This window comes from Streptomyces seoulensis (assembly GCF_004328625.1).
In the GTDB taxonomy this organism is placed as follows: Bacteria; Actinomycetota; Actinomycetes; order Streptomycetales; family Streptomycetaceae; genus Streptomyces; species Streptomyces seoulensis.
Window position 1 is genome coordinate 1359717 of the sequence record NZ_CP032229.1, and the last position, 17423, is coordinate 1377139.

The window sequence follows — 17423 nt, forward strand, 5'->3', positions numbered from 1 at the left end:
GCCTCCCTAGACTCATGACCCATGCATAGTGACCCCGTGGTCCAGGTCCGGGCCCTGGTGAAGCGGTACGGACAGAAGACCGCGGTGGACGGCCTCGACCTGGAGGCCCGGCCGGGCGTGACCGCCGTACTCGGCCCCAACGGCGCCGGCAAGACGACCACGGTCGAGACCTGCGAGGGGTACCGCACCCCGGACTCCGGCACCGTGCGCGTGCTCGGCCTCGACCCGGTGCGGGACGCGGCCGCGCTGCGCCCCCGGGTCGGTGTGATGCTCCAGTCCGGCGGCGTCTACTCCGGCGCCCGCGCCGACGAGATGCTGCGGCACGTCGCCAAGCTGCACGCGCACCCGCTCGACGTGGACGCCCTGATCGAGCGGCTCGGGCTCGGCTCCTGCGGCCGGACCTCCTACCGGCGGCTGTCCGGCGGCCAGCAGCAGCGGCTCGCGCTCGCCATGGCCGTCGTCGGCCGCCCCGAGCTGGCCTTCCTGGACGAGCCGACGGCCGGTCTCGACCCGCAGGCCCGCCGCGCCACCTGGGACCTCGTGCGGGACCTGCGCACCGACGGGGTCTCGGTGATCCTCACCACGCACCACATGGACGAGGCCGAGCAGCTCGCGGACGACGTGGCGATCATCGACGGCGGCCGGGTCGTCACCCAGGGCTCCCCGGAGGAGCTGTGCCGCGACGGCGCCGAGAACACCCTGCGCTTCGGCGGGCGCCCCGGACTGGACGTGGCCTCGCTGCTCAAGGCGCTCCCGGCGGACTGCACGGCCGACGAGCTGACGCCGGGCTCGTACCGGGTGAGCGGCAAGATAGACCCGCAGCTGCTCGCCACGGTGACCTCCTGGTGCGCGCAGCACGGGGTGATGCCGGACCGGATCTCGGTGGAGCGGCACACCCTCGAAGACGTCTTCCTGGAACTGACCGGCAAGGAGCTGCGCTCATGACCACCGCGCCGGGCACGTACGCCCCGAGGCCCGGAGCGGCCCCGCTCCCCCGCATGATCGGCGCGCAGGCCGCGCTGGAGACGCGGATGCTGCTGCGCAACGGTGAGCAGTTGCTGCTGACCGTGGTGATCCCGACGCTGCTGCTGGTGCTGTTCAGCTCGGTGGACGTCGTGGACACCGGGTCCGGCAAGGCGGTGGACTTCCTCACGCCCGGCATCCTGGCGCTGGCGGTGATGTCCACCGCGTTCACCGGGCAGGCCATCGCCACCGGGTTCGAGCGGCGCTACGGCGTGCTGAAGCGGCTGGCCTCCTCACCGCTGCCGCGCTGGGGGCTGATGACCGCGAAGACGGCCGCGGTGCTGGTCACCGAGGTGCTCCAGGTGATCCTGCTGACCGTCATCGCCTTCGCGCTGGGCTGGTCCCCGCACGGCAACCCGGCCGCCGTCCTGCTCCTGCTGGTCCTCGGTACGGCCGCGTTCTCCGGGCTCGGGCTGCTGATGGCGGGCACGCTGAAGGCGGAGGCGACGCTGGCCGCGGCCAACCTGGTCTTCCTGCTGCTGCTGGTGGGCGGCGGGGTGATCGTGCCGCTGGAGAAGTTCGGCTCCGCCGGGCACGTCCTCGGGCTGCTGCCGATCTCCGCGCTCTCCGACGGTCTGCGGGACGTGCTCCAGCACGGCGCCGGCATGCCCTGGGGCGACCTGGCGATCCTCGCGGTGTGGGCGGTCGTGGGGCTCGCGGCGGCGGGGAAGTTCTTCCGCTGGGAGTAGAGCGCGGGGTGCTCGGTGCGGCCCCCTCGTGAAAGCGTGCACAAGCGGCGCCTTACGATGGTGCGCGTGCCAAAGCTGACCCCCGCCGACGCCGCGGCGGCCCTCCGGAACCCGCTCGCCTTCATCGCCGACCGCTGGACCCCGGACCCCCGGACCGTCCGCCGGGCCGCGCTCGCCGCTCTCGTGATGTCGGTGGTCATCGTGGTCACCGGCGGCGCGGTGCGCCTGACCGGCTCCGGGCTCGGCTGCCCGACCTGGCCCACCTGCACCGACGACTCGCTGACCACCACCCGCGCCATGGGCGTGCACGGCGTCATCGAGTTCGGCAACCGCATGCTGACGTACGTGCTCTGCGCGGCCGTCGGCTGGGCGATCATCGCCGCCCGCTCCCGCAAGCCGTGGCGGCGCGACCTGACCCGGCTCGGCTGGGCGCAGTTCTGGGTGGTCATGTCCAACGCGGTGCTCGGCGGCGTCGTGGTGCTGGTCGGGCTGAACCCTTACACCGTGGCCGCGCACTTCCTGCTGTCCACGGCGCTGATCACCGTGGCCACCGTGATGTGGCAGCGCACCCGTGAGGGCGACGCGCAGCCGCGTCCGCTGGTCGGCGGGGCGGTACGGCAGCTCGTGTGGTTCCTGGTCGCCGCGGCCGTGCTGCTGATCGCGGCCGGCACGGTGGTGACCGGCGCCGGTCCGCACGCCGGTGACTCCTCCGAGGTGGCGCGCATCCCGCTGGACTGGGAGACGATCGCCAAGCTGCACGCGGTGCTGGCCTGGATCGTGGTGACCCTGACCTTCGCCCTGTGGTTCATCCTCAAGGCGGTGGACGCCCCCAAGGGTCCCCTGTCCCGCACCCGCGACCTCTTCCTGGTCCTGCTGGCCCAGGGCGTCATCGGCTACATCCAGTACTTCACCCACCTCCCCGAGGCCCTGGTCGCCCTCCACATGCTCGGCTCCTGCCTCATGTGGATCGCCACCCTCCGCGTCCTCCTCTCCCTCCGCGAACGCCCGGACTCATCGGCAGAGGTCCCGGGCCCGGCGACGGAGGTCACGGTGGGCACACCGGCCTGAGTCAGCGCAGGCCGTACACCCGGTGGGCGTTTTCGGCGGCCAGGAGGTGGGCCACTCGGCGGGCGTCGGTGGGGGTGCAGGCGCCTTCGGTGAGCCAGGTGCCGAGGACGCGGTTCAGGGAGTCGCGGAAGAGGTGGGCGCCGACGACGTGGAGTTCGGGGAGGGACTGGGCGCCGGTGGAGAAGAGGATCTTGCCGAAGGGGGCGAGTTCCAGGATGTCGGCGAGGATCGCGGCCGCGCGGGCGCCGGTGCGGGCGAGGGCGGCGCCGGAGTCGGCGTAGACGTGCGGGTGGGCGGCGGCCAGGCGGGCCGCGTACCGGTGGTGGAAGAGGCCGGGCAGCAGGACGAGGTCGGTGCCGAGGCCCGCGGTGGCCCGTACGAAGGCGGTCAGCGGGGCGGGGTCGGTGCGCGGGCCCGGTTCCTCGGGGCCGGCGTGCAGCTGGAGCGGGCGGCCGGTGGCCACCGCGGTCCACAGCAGGTGGCTCAGCAGGACCGGGTCGGTCAGCTCCTCCCCCACGCGCCGTCCGGCCAGCCAGCGGGCGGCGGCGCCGCGTACCGCGCCGGGCCCCGGCGGCTCGGGGGCGAGGGCGGGCCCTTGGCCGGCGAGGGAAGCGGTGGCGGCGAAGGCGGCCGCGTGCGTGGCGGCCCCGTGCACCGACTCGGCCAGATTGGCGAGGAACGAGGCGACCGTGCCCGAGGTGTCCGCGACCTGCTCGGCCAGCGGCTCCAGCCGGACCACCGCGCGCGCCTCGGCGTCACCGGCGGCGGCCATCTCCTCGGGCCCGGTGAGATCGTCGGGCAGCCCGCTGGAGACCAGGTAGGTGGTGATCCCGGACCCCCGCAGCAGCCTGCGCCCGGCCTCCAGCACGCCCAGTTCGCGGCGCCGGGCCAGATAGCGGGCGGGCGGACAGTGCGGCTCCAGACCGAGCAGCGGCGGACACCAGCGCCGCACCGCGAACCCCGTCTGCGTGTCGAACAGCGTGGTCCCCGGCGCGGCCGGCCCGTCCCCCCGTCCCAGCCGCGCCTCGAACGTCCCGAGCCCCAGCTCGGTCCGGAGCACCCCGTGGCAGTACTGATCCACGAGCGTGGGCGTGTCGATCATCGAGGCTCCCGTGAACGGTGTGCTGCTTGACCGTCCTAACGGGGCGGGAGAGGTTCAGGTGGCGCGAGCCCGGGACTCAGAGCTGAATCCCGGCCATCCGCTTCCACTCGTACGCGCTGGTGCGGATCTTCGCCGCGAACTCGCCGTCGAAGTCGTCCTGGAGCGCGACGCCCGCCTTCTCCACCGCCCGGCGCCCGATCTCCACGCTGGGGGCCACGAGGTTGCCCCACTCGCCGTCCTCGCCCACGAGGGCGATACGGGCCCCGCGCTCGCCGAGGTAGGCCACGTTCCCCTCGGCCCCGCCGTGCGCCTTGGCGAACGTACCGATCTGGTGGGCGAGCCGCTTCACCTGGCGCTCGCTCTTCGCGTCAACCTGCTCCGTGTCAGCCATGACAGGGATGCTACCGACGAGTAGGCAAAAGGGCGACGTGAGGGGCGCCTCAGCGCGGGTTCAGCGCAGGAAGGGGTCCACCGCGACGGCGACGAAGAGAATGGAGACGTAGGTGATCGACCAGTGGAACAGCCGCATCTCCTTGAGCTTGGCCCCCGACACCTCGGCCTTGGCCCGGTTCTGCAGGCCGTGCGCCTCCCAGAGCCAGAAGCCGCCGGCCGCGAGGGCGACCACGGTGTAGAACCAGCCGGTGTAGCCGAGCGGGGTCAGCAGCAGGGAGACGGCGACCATCACCCAGCTGTAGATCACGATCTGCCGGGCGACCACCTTGTTGGAGGCGATGACGGGCAGCATCGGCACGCCCACGCGGGCGTAGTCCTCCTTGACCTTCATGGACAGCGGCCAGTAGTGCGGCGGCGTCCAGAAGAACATCACGAGGAAGAGGATGACCGGCGCCCAGGACATCGAGTTCGTGACCGAGGACCAGCCGATGAGCACCGGCAGACAGCCCGCGATACCGCCCCAGACGATGTTCTGCGAGGTACGCCGCTTGAGGATCATCGTGTAGACGACGACGTAGAAGAGGAGCGCACCGAGTGACAGCCACGCGGACAGCCAGTTGACGGTCAGCCCGAACAGCAGCGTCGAGACGACCGCCAGACCGATACCGAAGGCGAGGCACTCGCGCGGGCTGACCAGTCCGGTCACCAGCGGCCGCTGCGAGGTGCGGTCCATCAGCGCGTCGATGTCCCGGTCGATGTACATGTTGAGCGCGTTGGCGCCGCCCGCGGACAGATAACCGCCCACGCACGTGAGCAGGACGAGGCCCAGGTCGGGCACCCCCTGCTGGGCCAGGAACATCACCGGGACCGTGGTGATGAGCAGCAGCTCGATGATCCGCGGCTTGGTCAGCGCCACGAAGCCCTTGACGCGGGCCCCGAACGACCGGTGAACCGGGTCCGGGCTCGTACCGGGACCGGCCTCGCCCAGAGCCTTGAGGGCCTGGGAAGTGCCCCCAGGACGGGATTCGACGGCCGTCACGCACACCCCTGACAGAGACATCAAGCGAGCATTCCCGTGTGAAAGCGGGGTAAAGGCTCGCGCGTACCACGCCACTTTAGACGTTGCCCATATCCGGTTTTTCGCCGGGGTCGGCTCGTGTTGTCGCCCCTTACGGCACACCGCCCGTCCGAGGTCCCTCCCGGCTCGGTTGAGCACTCGGACGAGCGGCTCCGTATTCATGTGCCAAGCGGCTCCCGGGCCGGTCGGGAGGCGGATCGCGACGAGTCCCGGCAGTCTGGAATGACTCGAAAAAACGCACGTCCCCTCGGGGGTAGGCTCGACAACGGCCGGTGGACACCAGTGCACCGGCGGCCGGCGGGCGCCACGCGCCGCGACCCGGCGAACAACATGTGGAGAGGAGCCCTGAGCCAGGGTGAGCACCAAGCCGACCACCACAGACCTTGAGTGGACCGAGCTGGACCAGCGGGCCGTGGACACCGCCCGGGTCCTGGCCGCCGACGCCGTACAGAAGGTCGGCAACGGCCATCCCGGCACGGCGATGAGCCTGGCCCCGGCCGCCTACACCCTCTTCCAGAAGGTGATGCGGCACGACCCCGCCGACCCGCGCTGGGTGGGCCGCGACCGCTTCGTGCTGTCCGCCGGTCACTCGTCCCTGACCCTCTACACACAGCTCTACCTGGCCGGCTTCGGCCTGGAGCTGGACGACCTGAAGTCCTTCCGCACCTGGGGCTCCAAGACTCCGGGCCACCCGGAGTACGGGCACACCGAGGGCGTCGAGACCACGACCGGCCCGCTGGGCCAGGGTGTGGCCAACGCGGTGGGCATGGCGATGGCGTCCCGCTTCGAGCGGGGCCTGTTCGACCCCGACGCGCCCGAGGGCACGTCCCCGTTCGACCACTACATCTACTGCATCGCCGGTGACGGCTGCCTCCAGGAGGGCATCTCCTCCGAGGCGTCCTCCCTCGCGGGCCACCAGAAGCTCGGCAACCTGGTCCTGCTGTGGGACGACAACCACATCTCGATCGAGGGCGACACCGAGACCGCCGTGTCCGAGGACACGATGAAGCGGTACGAGGCGTACGGCTGGCACGTCCAGCGCGTGGAGCCCAAGGCCGACGGCGACCTCGACCCGGCGGCGATCTACGCGGCGATCGAGAAGGCCAAGGCGGTCACCGACCGGCCGTCCTTCATCGCCATGCGCTCGATCATCGCCTGGCCCGCCCCGAACGCCCAGGACACCGAGGCCGCACACGGCTCGGCCCTCGGTGACGACGAGGTCGCGGCCACCAAGCGCGTCCTCGGCTTCGACGAGGCGCAGAGCTTCGCCGTCGCCGACGAGGTCCTCGACCACACCCGCGGCGCCCTGGAGCGCGGCCGTCAGGCCAAGGCGGAGTGGGAGAAGGGCTTCCAGGTCTGGCGCGAGAACAACGCGGACCGCGCGGCCGAGTTCGACCGCATCAGCGAGGGCGCCCTGCCGACCGGCTGGGAGCTGAAGATCCCGGTCTTCGAGACCGGCAAGAGCGTGGCCACCCGTGCCGCCTCCGGCAAGGTCCTCCAGGCGCTCGGCCCGGTCATCCCCGAGCTGTGGGGCGGCTCCGCCGACCTCGCCGGGTCGAACAACACGACCATCGACAAGGACAGCTCCTTCCTCCCGGCGGGCAACCCGCTCCCGGAGGCGTCCCCGTACGGCCGCACGATCCACTTCGGCATCCGTGAGTTCGCGATGGCCGCCGAGATGAACGGCATCACGCTGGCCGGGAACACCCGGGTCTACGGCGGCACGTTCCTCGTCTTCTCCGACTACATGCGCAACGCCGTGCGCCTGTCTGCGCTGATGCACCTGCCTGTGACGTACGTGTGGACGCACGACTCGATCGGTCTCGGCGAGGACGGCCCGACCCACCAGCCGGTGGAGCACCTGGCCGCGCTGCGCGCGATCCCCGGTCTGAACGTGGTCCGCCCGGCGGACGCCAACGAGACCGCCATCGCCTGGCGCGAGGTGCTGAAGCGCTGGACCAAGGAGTTCGGCAAGGGCGCCCCGACCGGCCTGGTGCTCAGCCGTCAGGGCCTGCCGACGTACGACCCGAACGAGGACGCCGCGCGTGGCGGGTACGTCCTGTTCGAGGCCGAGGGTGGCGAGCCCGAGGTCATCCTGATCGCCACCGGTTCCGAGGTGCACGTCGCCGTGGAGGCGCGCGAGCAGCTCCAGGCCAGGGGCGTGCCGACCCGCGTGGTCTCGATGCCGTCGGTCGAGTGGTTCGAGGAGCAGGACCAGGGGTACCGGGACTCCGTGCTGCCGCCGTCGGTCAAGGCCCGCGTCGCCGTCGAGGCGGGCATCGGCCTGACCTGGCACAAGTACGTGGGTGACGCCGGCCGCATCGTTTCGCTGGAGCACTTCGGCGCGTCCGCGGACGGCAAGGTCCTGTTCCGCGAGTTCGGCTTCACTCCGGAGAACGTGGCCGACAAGGCGCGGGAATCCCTCGCCGCCACGCAGCGCTGACGCCCGTAAACGACACGTAGGAGATGCAATTTCCATGACAGACGCACTGAAGCGCCTCTCCGAGGAAGGCGTGGCGATCTGGCTGGACGACCTGTCGCGCAAGCGGATCACGTCCGGCAACCTCGCCGAGCTGATCGACCAGCAGCACGTCGTGGGCGTCACCACCAACCCCACGATCTTCCAGAAGGCGATCTCGCAGGGCGACGGCTACGACCAGCAGCTCACCGACCTCGCCGCGCGTGAGGTCACGGTCGAAGAGGCCATCCGCATGATCACGACGGCGGACGTCCGCGACGCCGCCGACATCATGCGCCCGGTCTTCGACGCCACCGACGGCAAGGACGGCAGGGTCTCCATCGAGGTCGACCCGCGCCTGGCGCACAACACGCGCGCCACGCTCGCCGAGGCCCGCCAGCTCGCGTGGCTGGTGGACCGCCCGAACACGCTGATCAAGATCCCGGCGACCGAGGCGGGTCTGCCGGCCATCGCGGAGACGATCGGCACCGGCATCAGCGTCAACGTCACGCTGATCTTCTCCCTCGACCGGTACCGCAAGGTCATGGACGCCTACCTGAACGGCCTGGAGATGGCCAAGGAACGCGGCCTGGACCTGTCCAAGATCCACTCCGTGGCGTCCTTCTTCGTGTCCCGCGTGGACTCCGAGATCGACAAGCGGCTGAAGGCCGTCGGCACCGACGAGGCCAAGGCGCTGATGGGCAAGGCCGCCGTCGCCAACGCGCGCCTCGCCTACCAGGCGTACGAGGAGGTCTTCTCCTCGGACCGCTGGAAGGCGCTGGAGAAGGCGGGCGCCAACAAGCAGCGTCCGCTGTGGGCGTCGACCGGTGTGAAGGACCCGGCGTACTCGGACACGATGTACGTCACCGACCTGGTCGCGCCGAACACGGTCAACACCATGCCGGAGGCCACCCTGGAGGCCACCGAGGACCACGGTGAGATCACCGGCGACACGGTGTCCGGCACCTACGAGCAGGCCCGTGCCGACCTCGACGCGATCGAGGCCCTCGGCATCTCCTACGACGACGTCGTCCAGGTGCTGGAGGACGAGGGCGTGGACAAGTTCGAGGCGTCCTGGAACGACCTGCTCAAGTCGACCGAGGCGGAGCTGAAGCGCCTCGCCCCCTCGGAGGGCTGATTTGTCACCCCTCAACGGTTCCGGAGCGAACCCGCTTCGTGATCCCGCGGACCGACGGCTCCCGCGCATCGCGGGGCCGTCGGGCCTGGTGATCTTCGGCGTCACGGGCGACCTGTCGCGCAAGAAGCTGATGCCGGCGGTCTACGACCTGGCCAACCGCGGTCTGCTGCCGCCGGGCTTCTCCCTGGTGGGCTTCGCCCGCCGTGACTGGGAGGACGAGGACTTCGCCCAGGTCGTGCACGACGCGGTCAAGGAGCACGCGCGGACCCCGTTCCGCGAGGAGGTCTGGCAGCAGCTCATCCAGGGGATGCGCTTCGTCCAGGGCACCTTCGACGACGACGAGGCGTTCGAGCGGCTGCGCGCGACCATCGACGAGCTGGACAAGCAGCAGGGCACCGGCGGCAACTTCGCCTTCTACCTGTCGGTGCCGCCGAGCGCCTTCCCGGTCGTCATCCAGCAGCTCAAGAAGCACGATCTGACCGACCAGTCCGGGGGCTCCTGGCGGCGCGCGGTCATCGAGAAGCCGTTCGGCCACGACCTGAGGTCCGCCGAGGACCTCAACAAGGTCGTGCACGAGGTGTTCGAGCCGGACCAGGTGTTCCGGATCGACCACTACCTCGGCAAGGAGACCGTCCAGAACATCCTGGCGCTGCGGTTCGCCAACACGATGTTCGAGCCGATCTGGAACCGGTCCTTCGTGGACCATGTCCAGATCACGATGGCCGAGGACATCGGCGTCGGCGGGCGTGCCGGGTACTACGACGGCATCGGGGCCGCCCGTGACGTCATCCAGAACCACCTGCTCCAGCTGCTGGCGCTGACCGCCATGGAGGAGCCGTCCTCCTTCGGCGCGGACGCGCTGGCCAGGGAGAAGACCAAGGTGCTCGGTGCCGTACGGCTGCCGAAGGACCTGGGCGCCGACACCGTGCGCGGACAGTACGCGGCCGGCTGGCAGGGCGGCGAGAAGGTCATCGGCTATCTGCAAGAGGACGGCATCGACCCCAAGTCGAAGACCGACACCTACGCGGCGCTGAAGCTGGAGATCGACAACCGCCGCTGGGCGGGCGTCCCCTTCTATCTGCGCACCGGCAAGCGGCTGGGCCGCAGGGTCACCGAGATCGCGGTGGTCTTCCAGCGGGCGCCGCACTCCCCGTTCGACCACACGGCGACCGAGGAGCTGGGCCAGAACGCGATCGTCATCCGGGTCCAGCCGGACGAGGGCATCACGGTCCGCTTCGGCTCGAAGGTGCCGGGCACCTCGATGGAGATCCGGGACGTGTCGATGGACTTCGCGTACGGCGAGTCCTTCACCGAGTCCAGCCCCGAGGCGTACGAGCGGCTCATCCTCGATGTGCTGCTGGGCGACGCGAACCTCTTCCCGCGTACGGAGGAGGTCGAGCTGTCCTGGAAGATCCTCGACCCGGTCGAGGAGTACTGGGACGAGCACGGGCGGCCCGCGCAGTACAAGTCGGGCACCTGGGGCCCGGCCGAGGCCGACCAGATGCTCGCACGAGACGGACGGAGCTGGCGCCGGCCATGAAGATAGACCTGACCGACACCACCGCCGGTGAGATCAACAAGGCGCTGATCGAGGGCCGCCGCGCCATCGGCACGCCCGCCGTGGGCATGGTGCTGACCCTGGTCATCGTCACCGACGAGGAGAACGCCTACGACTCGCTGCGGGCGGCGAGCGACGCCTCGCGGGAACACCCCTCGCGCACGCTCGTCGTCATCCGCCGGGTCTCGCGCACCCCGCGCGACCGCACCACCTCCCGCCTAGACGCCGAGGTACGGGTGGGCGCGGAGGCCGGCACCGGCGAGACGGCCGTACTGCGGCTGTACGGCGAGGTGTCCGACCACGCCGACTCGGTGGTGCTGCCGCTGCTGCTCCCGGACGCCCCGGTGGTGGTCTGGTGGCCGGTGAACTCGCCGGCCGCCCCGGCCGAGGACCCGCTGGGCGCGCTGGCGCAGCGCCGGGTCACCGACACCTACGCGGCCGAGCAGCCGGTGCGTGCGCTGGCGGCGCGTGCGCAGACGTACACGCCGGGCGACACCGACCTGGCGTGGACGCGGATCACTCCGTGGCGTTCGATGCTGGCGGCGGCCCTGGACCAGGTGGACTGCGAGGTGCGGTCCGTCGAGGTCGAGGGCGAGGAGTTCAACCCGAGCTGCGAGCTGCTGGCCATGTGGCTGGCGGACCGGCTGGGTGTGCCGGTGCAGCGGTCGCTGTCCTCGGGGCCGGGTCTGACGGCGGTCCGGATGGAGACCACGTGCGGGCCGGTCGTGCTGGACCGGGCGGACGGTTCGCTGGCGAACCTGTCCATCAAGGGCCAGCCGTCCCGCGCGGTGGCGCTCCAGCGCCGGGACACCGCCGAGCTGATCGCGGAGGAGCTGCGCCGGCTCGACCCGGACGACACCTACGCGGCGGCCCTGCGCTTCGGCGTGGAGCGGCTGTCGATGGGCGCGGACGCGGTGGCGGCGCTGGGCGGTGCTCCGGCCGAGTCTGCGGCGAAGTCCGCTGAGGACGAGGTGGTCACCGAGGTGGCCGTGGCCGAGTCCGAGGCGGGTACCGAGGAGGGCGAGGCCGAGCGGCCGACCCCGAACTCCCTCGCGAGGAAGGCGGCGTCGAAGTGAGCACTCCGCAACTGGTCGTGCACCGCGACAAGGAACTGATGGCCGAGGCCGCCGCCGCGCGGCTGATCACCAAGATCGTGGACGCGCAGGCGTCGCGCGGTCACGCCTCGGTGGTCCTCACCGGGGGCCGCAACGGCAACGGTCTGCTGGCCGCGCTGGCCAAGGCGCCCGCGCGGGACGCGATCGACTGGGGCCGCCTGGACCTGTGGTGGGGCGACGAGCGCTACCTCCCCGAGGGCGACCCGGACCGCAACTACACGCAGGCCCGCGAGGCCCTGCTGGACTCCGTACCGCTGGACCCGGCGCGCGTGCACCCGATGCCCGCGTCCGACGGGCCCTACGGCGCGGACGTGGACGCGGCGGCCGGCGCGTACGCGGCGGAGCTGGCCAAGGCGGCCGGTCCCGAGGACCACGCCGAGGTGCCGGAGTTCGACGTGCTGCTGCTGGGCGTCGGCCCGGACACGCATGTGGCGTCGCTCTTCCCGGAGCTGCCCGCGGTGCGGGAGACCGAGCGCACGGTGGTGGGTGTGCACGGCGCGCCCAAGCCGCCGCCGACCCGGACCTCCCTGACGCTGCCCGCGATCCGCGCGGCGCGTGAGGTGTGGCTGCTGGCGGCGGGCGAGGACAAGGCCGAGGCGGTGGCGATCGCGCTGTCCGGCGCGGGCGAGGTGCAGGCCCCGGCGGCCGGTGCCCAGGGCCGGGCGCGCACGCTGTGGCTGCTGGACTCGGCGGCCGCGGCGGATCTGCCCCGGTCGATGTATCCGCCGGCGTCACCGTGAGCTGAGCGCGGTCGAGGGGGCGGCGGGGTTTTCCCGTCGCCCCCTTCTCCGTGTCGGCGGTCTCCGTGTCGCCGGTTTCCGTGTCAGCGGGCGGCGCTCACCTGCTCCGGGCCGCCCTGGAGCCGTCCGGCGCCGCGGAGTTCGGCGATGTCGGCGGCGAGCCGGTCGCGGATGTCCTTGCCGGTGCGCCGCCAGCCGAAGAACTCGCAGGTCTGCTTGATGAGTTCGTCCTCGGTCATGCCGGGGCACTCGGCGGCCAGCTCGAAGAGGGCCACATGGCGTTCACCGGGCGCGATGTGCACGACCTTGCGGGGTGTGTCGCCCTCGCGGGGGTGACGGGCCTTCAGCGGGGCGGCGTCGGCGAGCGCGTAGAAGCCGTCGTCCGAGGCGATCCGCCGGGAGCGCACCAGGGCGTCGGCGACCGCGCGGACGTTGTCCCGGATACGGCTGCCGGCCCGGCCGACGCCCCAGGCTTCCCGCGCCCGCTGCACCAGCAGGTCCTCGTGCACCGGGCCTTCGGCCTCGATGATCCGGACCAGCACCTCGCGCAGCGCGGGCCGGGCCTCGGCGGTGTGCAGTTCGTGGCGCGGGGCGACGGTGACGACGCCGGGGGCGTAGGGCGCGCTCCACTCCCGTCCGGTGCCGGGGTCGACGGGGACGCGCTCCAGCGGGATGTCGACGGGCTGGGTCCGCTGCTCGGGCACCTTGGGGAGGGCCGTCGGGCCGGTCACCGTGGTCAACGGCCCGCTCGCGACGGCCTGTTCGACGGCCTCGCGCAGCCGGCGTTCGGCCGCCGCCCGGCCCCGGTACCAGTCGGTGCCCCAGATGCGGTGCAGCCGCCAGCCCAGCCCGTTCAGCACCTGCTCGCGCAGCCGGTCCCGGTCGCGGGCGGCCTTGGACGAGTGGTACATCGCGCCGTCGCACTCGATGCCGAGGGCGTACGCGCCGGGGGATGCGGGATGGCGTACGCCCAGGTCGATGCGGTACCCGGCGACACCGACCTGCGGCTGGACCCGGTAGCCCCAGCCGCGCAGCACGGCGAGGACGGACTCCTCGAAGGGGCTGTCGGGTTCGGCGTCCGACTGGACCACGTCACGGGCGAGCACGGCCGGGCCGTTCTCGGCGTACTCCAGATACCGCTTGAGGTACTGCACGCTCTCGTTCGCGCTGTCCGCGAGGCTCGCGCCACGGAAGGAGGAGACGACCTCCATGCGGAAGCGGGCGCGGGTGACCGCCACGTTGAGACGCCGCCAGCCGCCGTTCTTGTTGATCGGGCCGAAGTTGAGGCCGAGGCGGCCGTGTTCGTCGGGGCCGTAGCCGATCGACATGATCATCACATCGCGCTCGTCGCCCTGCACCGACTCCAGGTTCTTCACGAAGAACCCGTCGAGCCGGTCCTCGGTGAAGCAGTGGTCGAGGTCGGGCCGGGCGAGCCGGGCCTGCTGCACGGCCAGGTCGATCGCGGACGCCTGCGCCTGGGAGAGCGCGACGACACCGAGGGTCTTGCCGGGCCGGGTGTCGAAGTGGTGCAGCACCCGCCGGGCCACGAACTCGGCCTCGGCCCGGTTGTCCCGTCGTCCGCCCCGGTCGTAGACACCGTCGGCCGCCAGGAAGGCCACGCCCACGTCCTCGCCCTCGGCCACCGCGCCGGGGAAGGTGATCATCGAGTTGGCGTAGAACTCGCGGTTGCTGAAGGTGATCAGGTTCTCGTGGCGGCTGCGGTAGTGCCAGCGCAGCGGCAGCTCGCGCATCGCGCCCGCCTTGCAGGCGTGCAGCAGGGACTCGAAGGAGTCGGGCAGGTCCTCGGCGTACTCGTCGGAGTCGTCGTCCACCGCGGAGTCGAAGAAGGAGGTCGGCGGGAGCTGCTTGTCGTCACCGGCGACGATCAGGGTGCGGCCCCGGTAGACGCAGTTCACCGCGTCGCTCGGCCGTACCTGGGACGCCTCGTCGAACACCACCACGTCGAAGTGGAAGTCGGGCGGCAGGAACTGGCTGACGGTCAGCGGGCTCATCATGAAGCAGGGCTTGACCGCCTGGACGACCTCGCGGGTGCGCCCCAGCAGTTCGCGCACCGGCATGTGCCGGGTCTTCTTCTCGGCCTCGCGGACGATGACGGCGCCGCCGCCCCCGGCGAAGTTGCGCGGGCGCCGCTTGTTGCACGCCTCCGTCACCGCGCCGCCCGCCGCCGCGACCAGGCGCAGGTCGGCGGCGCGGAAGTCGGCGACCCGGGTGTCCAGGTCCTCCGAACGGGTGCTGCGCAGCCGGGGGTCGGTGGCGAGCAGGTCGTCGGCCCAGACGCGCAGCACCGCCTGCTCGGCCACCTCGGGCAGCCGCTCCGGGTCGAGCCCGCGCTCGGCGGCGCTGGCCACCAGCGTGTCGGCGCCGTGCCGGGCGAGCACGGCGACCCCGCCGACGTGGGTGTGCCAGACCTCGGGTCCCTGCGGGTCGTCCAGCAGGGCGTCGACGGCCCGGCCGGCCTGGTCGAGCGGGCCGAGCAGGGCGGGCGAGAGCTGGGTGCGCCGGGCCGTGTCGAACTGGTCGAGCAGCTCGGTGACGGCCGCGTTCCAGCGGGCGGCGCGGGCGGTGGCGGCGGCGCACCAGGCGGCCAGGGCACCCTGGATCTGGTCGGCGAGCAGGGTGGGCAGCGGGTCGGGGTCGGCGTCGGCGGCGAGGCGGTCGGCCAGCAGGGCGGGCCGCTCGGCCGGGGCGCCGAGCACCGCGATCCGGTCGGCGGTGGCGAGGGCCCGGTCGGTGCCGGCGCAGTCCGCCAGGGTGCCCGGGGTGTACGGGCCGAGGAGCGCGCGGTGGGCCCTGGTGAGCCGGGCGACCTCGGCGGAGGCCCGGTGCCAGGCGAGCGCGTCGTCCAGGCGGGCGAGGAGGGACTTGTCCCAGGTGCCGGTGCGGGTGAGCGCGGTGAGCGTCTGCCGGTCGGCCTTGTACTGCGCGGAGAAGCGGGCCATCAGCCCCTTGTGCTGCTCCCCGAACCGGGCGACCAGCTCCGGGAGTCCGGGCTCGGCGACCACCTGATCCCCGAACACGTCGGTGGCGGCCGCGCGGGCCCGCTCCTCGGCGTCGAGGGCGGTACGCAGCTCGGCGGCGGCGGTGTGGGCGCGGCCCAGCGTCCCGGCGTCGAACCAGTCGCGCGGCGGGCGGTGTCCGGCGGTGGTGAGCGCGGCCAGCTCGCACAGGGCGAACGCGGCCTCGGGCCGGTCCGGCTTGGGCATGCCGAACAGGTCGGCGAGCTGGGCGGTGTGGGCGGTGACGTCGTCGGGCAGCGTCCCGTCGGCCGGTGCCGTCACGCCGGGCAGCCCGGCGGTGAGGGTGCGGACGAGCTGCTGGAGTTCGCGGACCGTGCGGGGCTCGTCCACGGTGACGGCGAAGGGGCGGCGTCCGGCGGCGGTGACCAGGGCACCGAGGGCGTCGGCTGCCTCGTCCACGGCCTGGTGCGGGGCGGTGCCGGTCAGTCCGCGCCAGGCGAAGGCGTCCCCCTCGGCGGCGGGGCGCCAGGCACGGGCGACGGTACCGGCGGCGGCCAGCAGCTCCTGGAGCGCGCCGGCGCTCAGGGTGCGCACGGCCTTGGCGTTGCGCGCGCCGAGCGGGAGCTGCGGGGTCCCGGCCTGCTCCAGCAGGACCAGCCGGCCCAGGACGTCGTGCAGGGTGCGGCCCAGGGGGTCGCGGGTCTCGTTCATCGCGGCCGCGTACCCGGACAGTTCCTCGCGCAGGGCACGGGCGCGCTCCAGCTCGTGGGCGGCGGCGCCGGTGACGCGGGCCTCGGTGGTGAGCACCCGCGCGAGTTCGGTGGCCACCGCCTTCTTGCTGGTGTCGCCGCTGTGCAGCGCCATCACGAAGTCGCCGAGGCCGACCGCCCCCAGCCGGTTGCGCACCACGTCCAGCGCGGCGGCCTTCTCACTCACGAACAGCACACTGCGGCCGGCGTGCATGAGCGCGGCGATCAGGTTGGTGATGGTCTGGCTCTTGCCGGTGCCGGGCGGCCCGCTCATCACGAAGGACCGCCCGTCCAGCGCGGCCGCCACGCACTGGCGCTGGGAGGCGTCGGCGTCGAGCACGAGCGGGGTGCGCTCGGGGAGCTGGATCTCGTCGATCCGGTCGAGGCCGGGCGGCTCGAAGTCGACCAGATCGGCGGGGAGCCCGGCGTCGGGACCGAGGGCGACGGCGCGGACCAGCGGGTGGGCGAGGATCTGCTCCTCGTTCTGCTGGAGGTCCTGGTACATCGCCTCGCGGTGGGAGGCGAACAGCCCGAGCACCGCCCGCTCCCGCACGTCCCAGCCGTCCAGCCGGGCGGTGACCTTCCGGGCGGCGGCGAGCACGGCGGCCGGGTCGGCGGCGTCGGCGCTCGTGACGGGCGCCCAGTCGACCCCGAGCCGGTCCGCCTTCACGGCGAGCGCCGGGTTGTGGATGCGCTCCTGCCCCTCGGCCGGGTGGAGCCGGTACCGGCGGTTGCCGTCCCGGCGCAGCTCCACGGGGACGAGGAGCAGCGGGGCCGCGCTGCTCTCGTGCGCGCCGGGCTCGCGCCAGTCGAGCATGCCGATGCCGAGCCAGAGCACCCAGAGGCCGTAGTCGTTGAACATCTGGCCGGACTTCTGGCGGAGTTGGTACAGCGAACTGTCCAGCGCCGCCTGGGTGGTCTTCTGGGTGACCAGTCCGGGCCGGGAGCGCCGGGCGGTGCCGCTGTCACCGGACTTGGCCAGCTCGACCCCGGCAGCCCGCTCGGTGACAGGGGCGAACTCCCAGCCCTTGGCCAGCTCCGCGAGCAGGGCGGCCGGGTCCGGTGCGGTGATCTCCAGGGTGGCGGTCCTGGTGTGCCGGAAGTTCAGCAGCCGGTTGCGGCCGCCCATGTCCAGCAGAGAGTTCCGCCATCCGTCGAGCACGGCCTTCAACAGGGTGTGCGGCTGATGGGCCATGTGGTGGGTACCTCCCGGAGCTGCGCAGGGGTGACCACCCTCTCCGGCCCCCCTGGAGGTATCTCCCTATCAGGTACGTTCGCCCGCCACGCCGGAGATCGACAACCCGATATGGATCTGTTGTGAAAGAACGGCGGAA

12 protein-coding genes are annotated in these 17423 nt (G+C 72.3%); 8 read left to right on the forward strand and 4 right to left on the reverse strand.

The window, feature by feature from the left end:
- Positions 1-21 precede the first annotated feature (21 nt).
- Genes D0Z67_RS06445 through D0Z67_RS06455 form a run of 3 tightly spaced genes read left to right on the forward strand, consistent with a single transcriptional unit; the run spans position 22 to position 2780 of the window.
- Positions 22-945 (forward strand): ABC transporter ATP-binding protein, encoded by a 924-nt coding sequence (locus tag D0Z67_RS06445; RefSeq protein WP_078873413.1) that lies wholly within the window; start codon positions 22-24, stop codon positions 943-945.
- Positions 942-1712 (forward strand): ABC transporter permease, encoded by a 771-nt coding sequence (locus D0Z67_RS06450; protein WP_031182011.1) that lies wholly within the window; start codon positions 942-944, stop codon positions 1710-1712. The genes D0Z67_RS06445 and D0Z67_RS06450 overlap by 4 nt, the downstream gene beginning before the upstream one ends.
- Before the next feature lie 57 nt (positions 1713-1769).
- Positions 1770-2780 (forward strand): COX15/CtaA family protein, encoded by a 1011-nt coding sequence (locus D0Z67_RS06455; protein ID WP_031182010.1) that lies wholly within the window; start codon positions 1770-1772, stop codon positions 2778-2780.
- A gap of 1 nt (position 2781) precedes the next feature.
- Here the strand turns inward: D0Z67_RS06455 and D0Z67_RS06460 are convergent, their stop codons facing one another.
- From D0Z67_RS06460 to D0Z67_RS06470, 3 genes are all read right to left on the reverse strand, one after another.
- Positions 2782-3882, reverse strand: coding sequence for an amidohydrolase family protein (locus tag D0Z67_RS06460; RefSeq protein ID WP_031182009.1), 1101 nt, complete (start codon positions 3880-3882; stop codon positions 2782-2784).
- Between the two features lie 76 nt (positions 3883-3958).
- On the reverse strand, positions 3959-4273 hold the full coding sequence (locus D0Z67_RS06465; protein ID WP_031182008.1) for a hypothetical protein: 315 nt from the start codon (positions 4271-4273) through the stop codon (positions 3959-3961).
- Between the two features lie 60 nt (positions 4274-4333).
- Entirely contained in the window at positions 4334-5320 is a 987-nt protein-coding gene (locus D0Z67_RS06470; protein ID WP_031182007.1) for a heme o synthase, read from the reverse strand.
- A gap of 388 nt (positions 5321-5708) precedes the next feature.
- Between D0Z67_RS06470 and tkt the strand changes: the two genes are divergently transcribed.
- Genes tkt through pgl form a run of 5 tightly spaced genes read left to right on the forward strand, consistent with a single transcriptional unit; the run spans position 5709 to position 12362 of the window.
- Positions 5709-7796: a transketolase gene (tkt, locus tag D0Z67_RS06480; RefSeq protein WP_031182006.1), complete on the forward strand. Its 2088-nt coding sequence runs from the start codon at positions 5709-5711 to the stop codon at positions 7794-7796.
- A gap of 34 nt (positions 7797-7830) precedes the next feature.
- Complete coding sequence (tal, locus tag D0Z67_RS06485; protein WP_031182005.1) at positions 7831-8949, forward strand: transaldolase; 1119 nt, start codon at positions 7831-7833, stop codon at positions 8947-8949.
- A 1-nt stretch (position 8950) separates the two neighbouring features.
- Positions 8951-10489, forward strand: coding sequence for a glucose-6-phosphate dehydrogenase (zwf, locus tag D0Z67_RS06490; RefSeq protein ID WP_031182004.1), 1539 nt, complete (start codon positions 8951-8953; stop codon positions 10487-10489).
- Positions 10486-11583 (forward strand): glucose-6-phosphate dehydrogenase assembly protein OpcA, encoded by a 1098-nt coding sequence (gene opcA, locus D0Z67_RS06495; RefSeq protein ID WP_031182003.1) that lies wholly within the window; start codon positions 10486-10488, stop codon positions 11581-11583. The genes zwf and opcA overlap by 4 nt, the downstream gene beginning before the upstream one ends.
- Entirely contained in the window at positions 11580-12362 is a 783-nt protein-coding gene (gene pgl, locus D0Z67_RS06500) for a 6-phosphogluconolactonase (RefSeq protein ID WP_031182002.1), read from the forward strand. Before opcA ends, pgl begins: the two co-directional genes overlap by 4 nt.
- A gap of 83 nt (positions 12363-12445) precedes the next feature.
- Here the strand turns inward: pgl and D0Z67_RS30390 are convergent, their stop codons facing one another.
- Positions 12446-17284, reverse strand: a complete 4839-nt coding sequence (locus D0Z67_RS30390) for a DUF3320 domain-containing protein (RefSeq protein WP_031182001.1) — start codon at positions 17282-17284, stop codon at positions 12446-12448.
- Positions 17285-17423 lie beyond the last annotated feature (139 nt).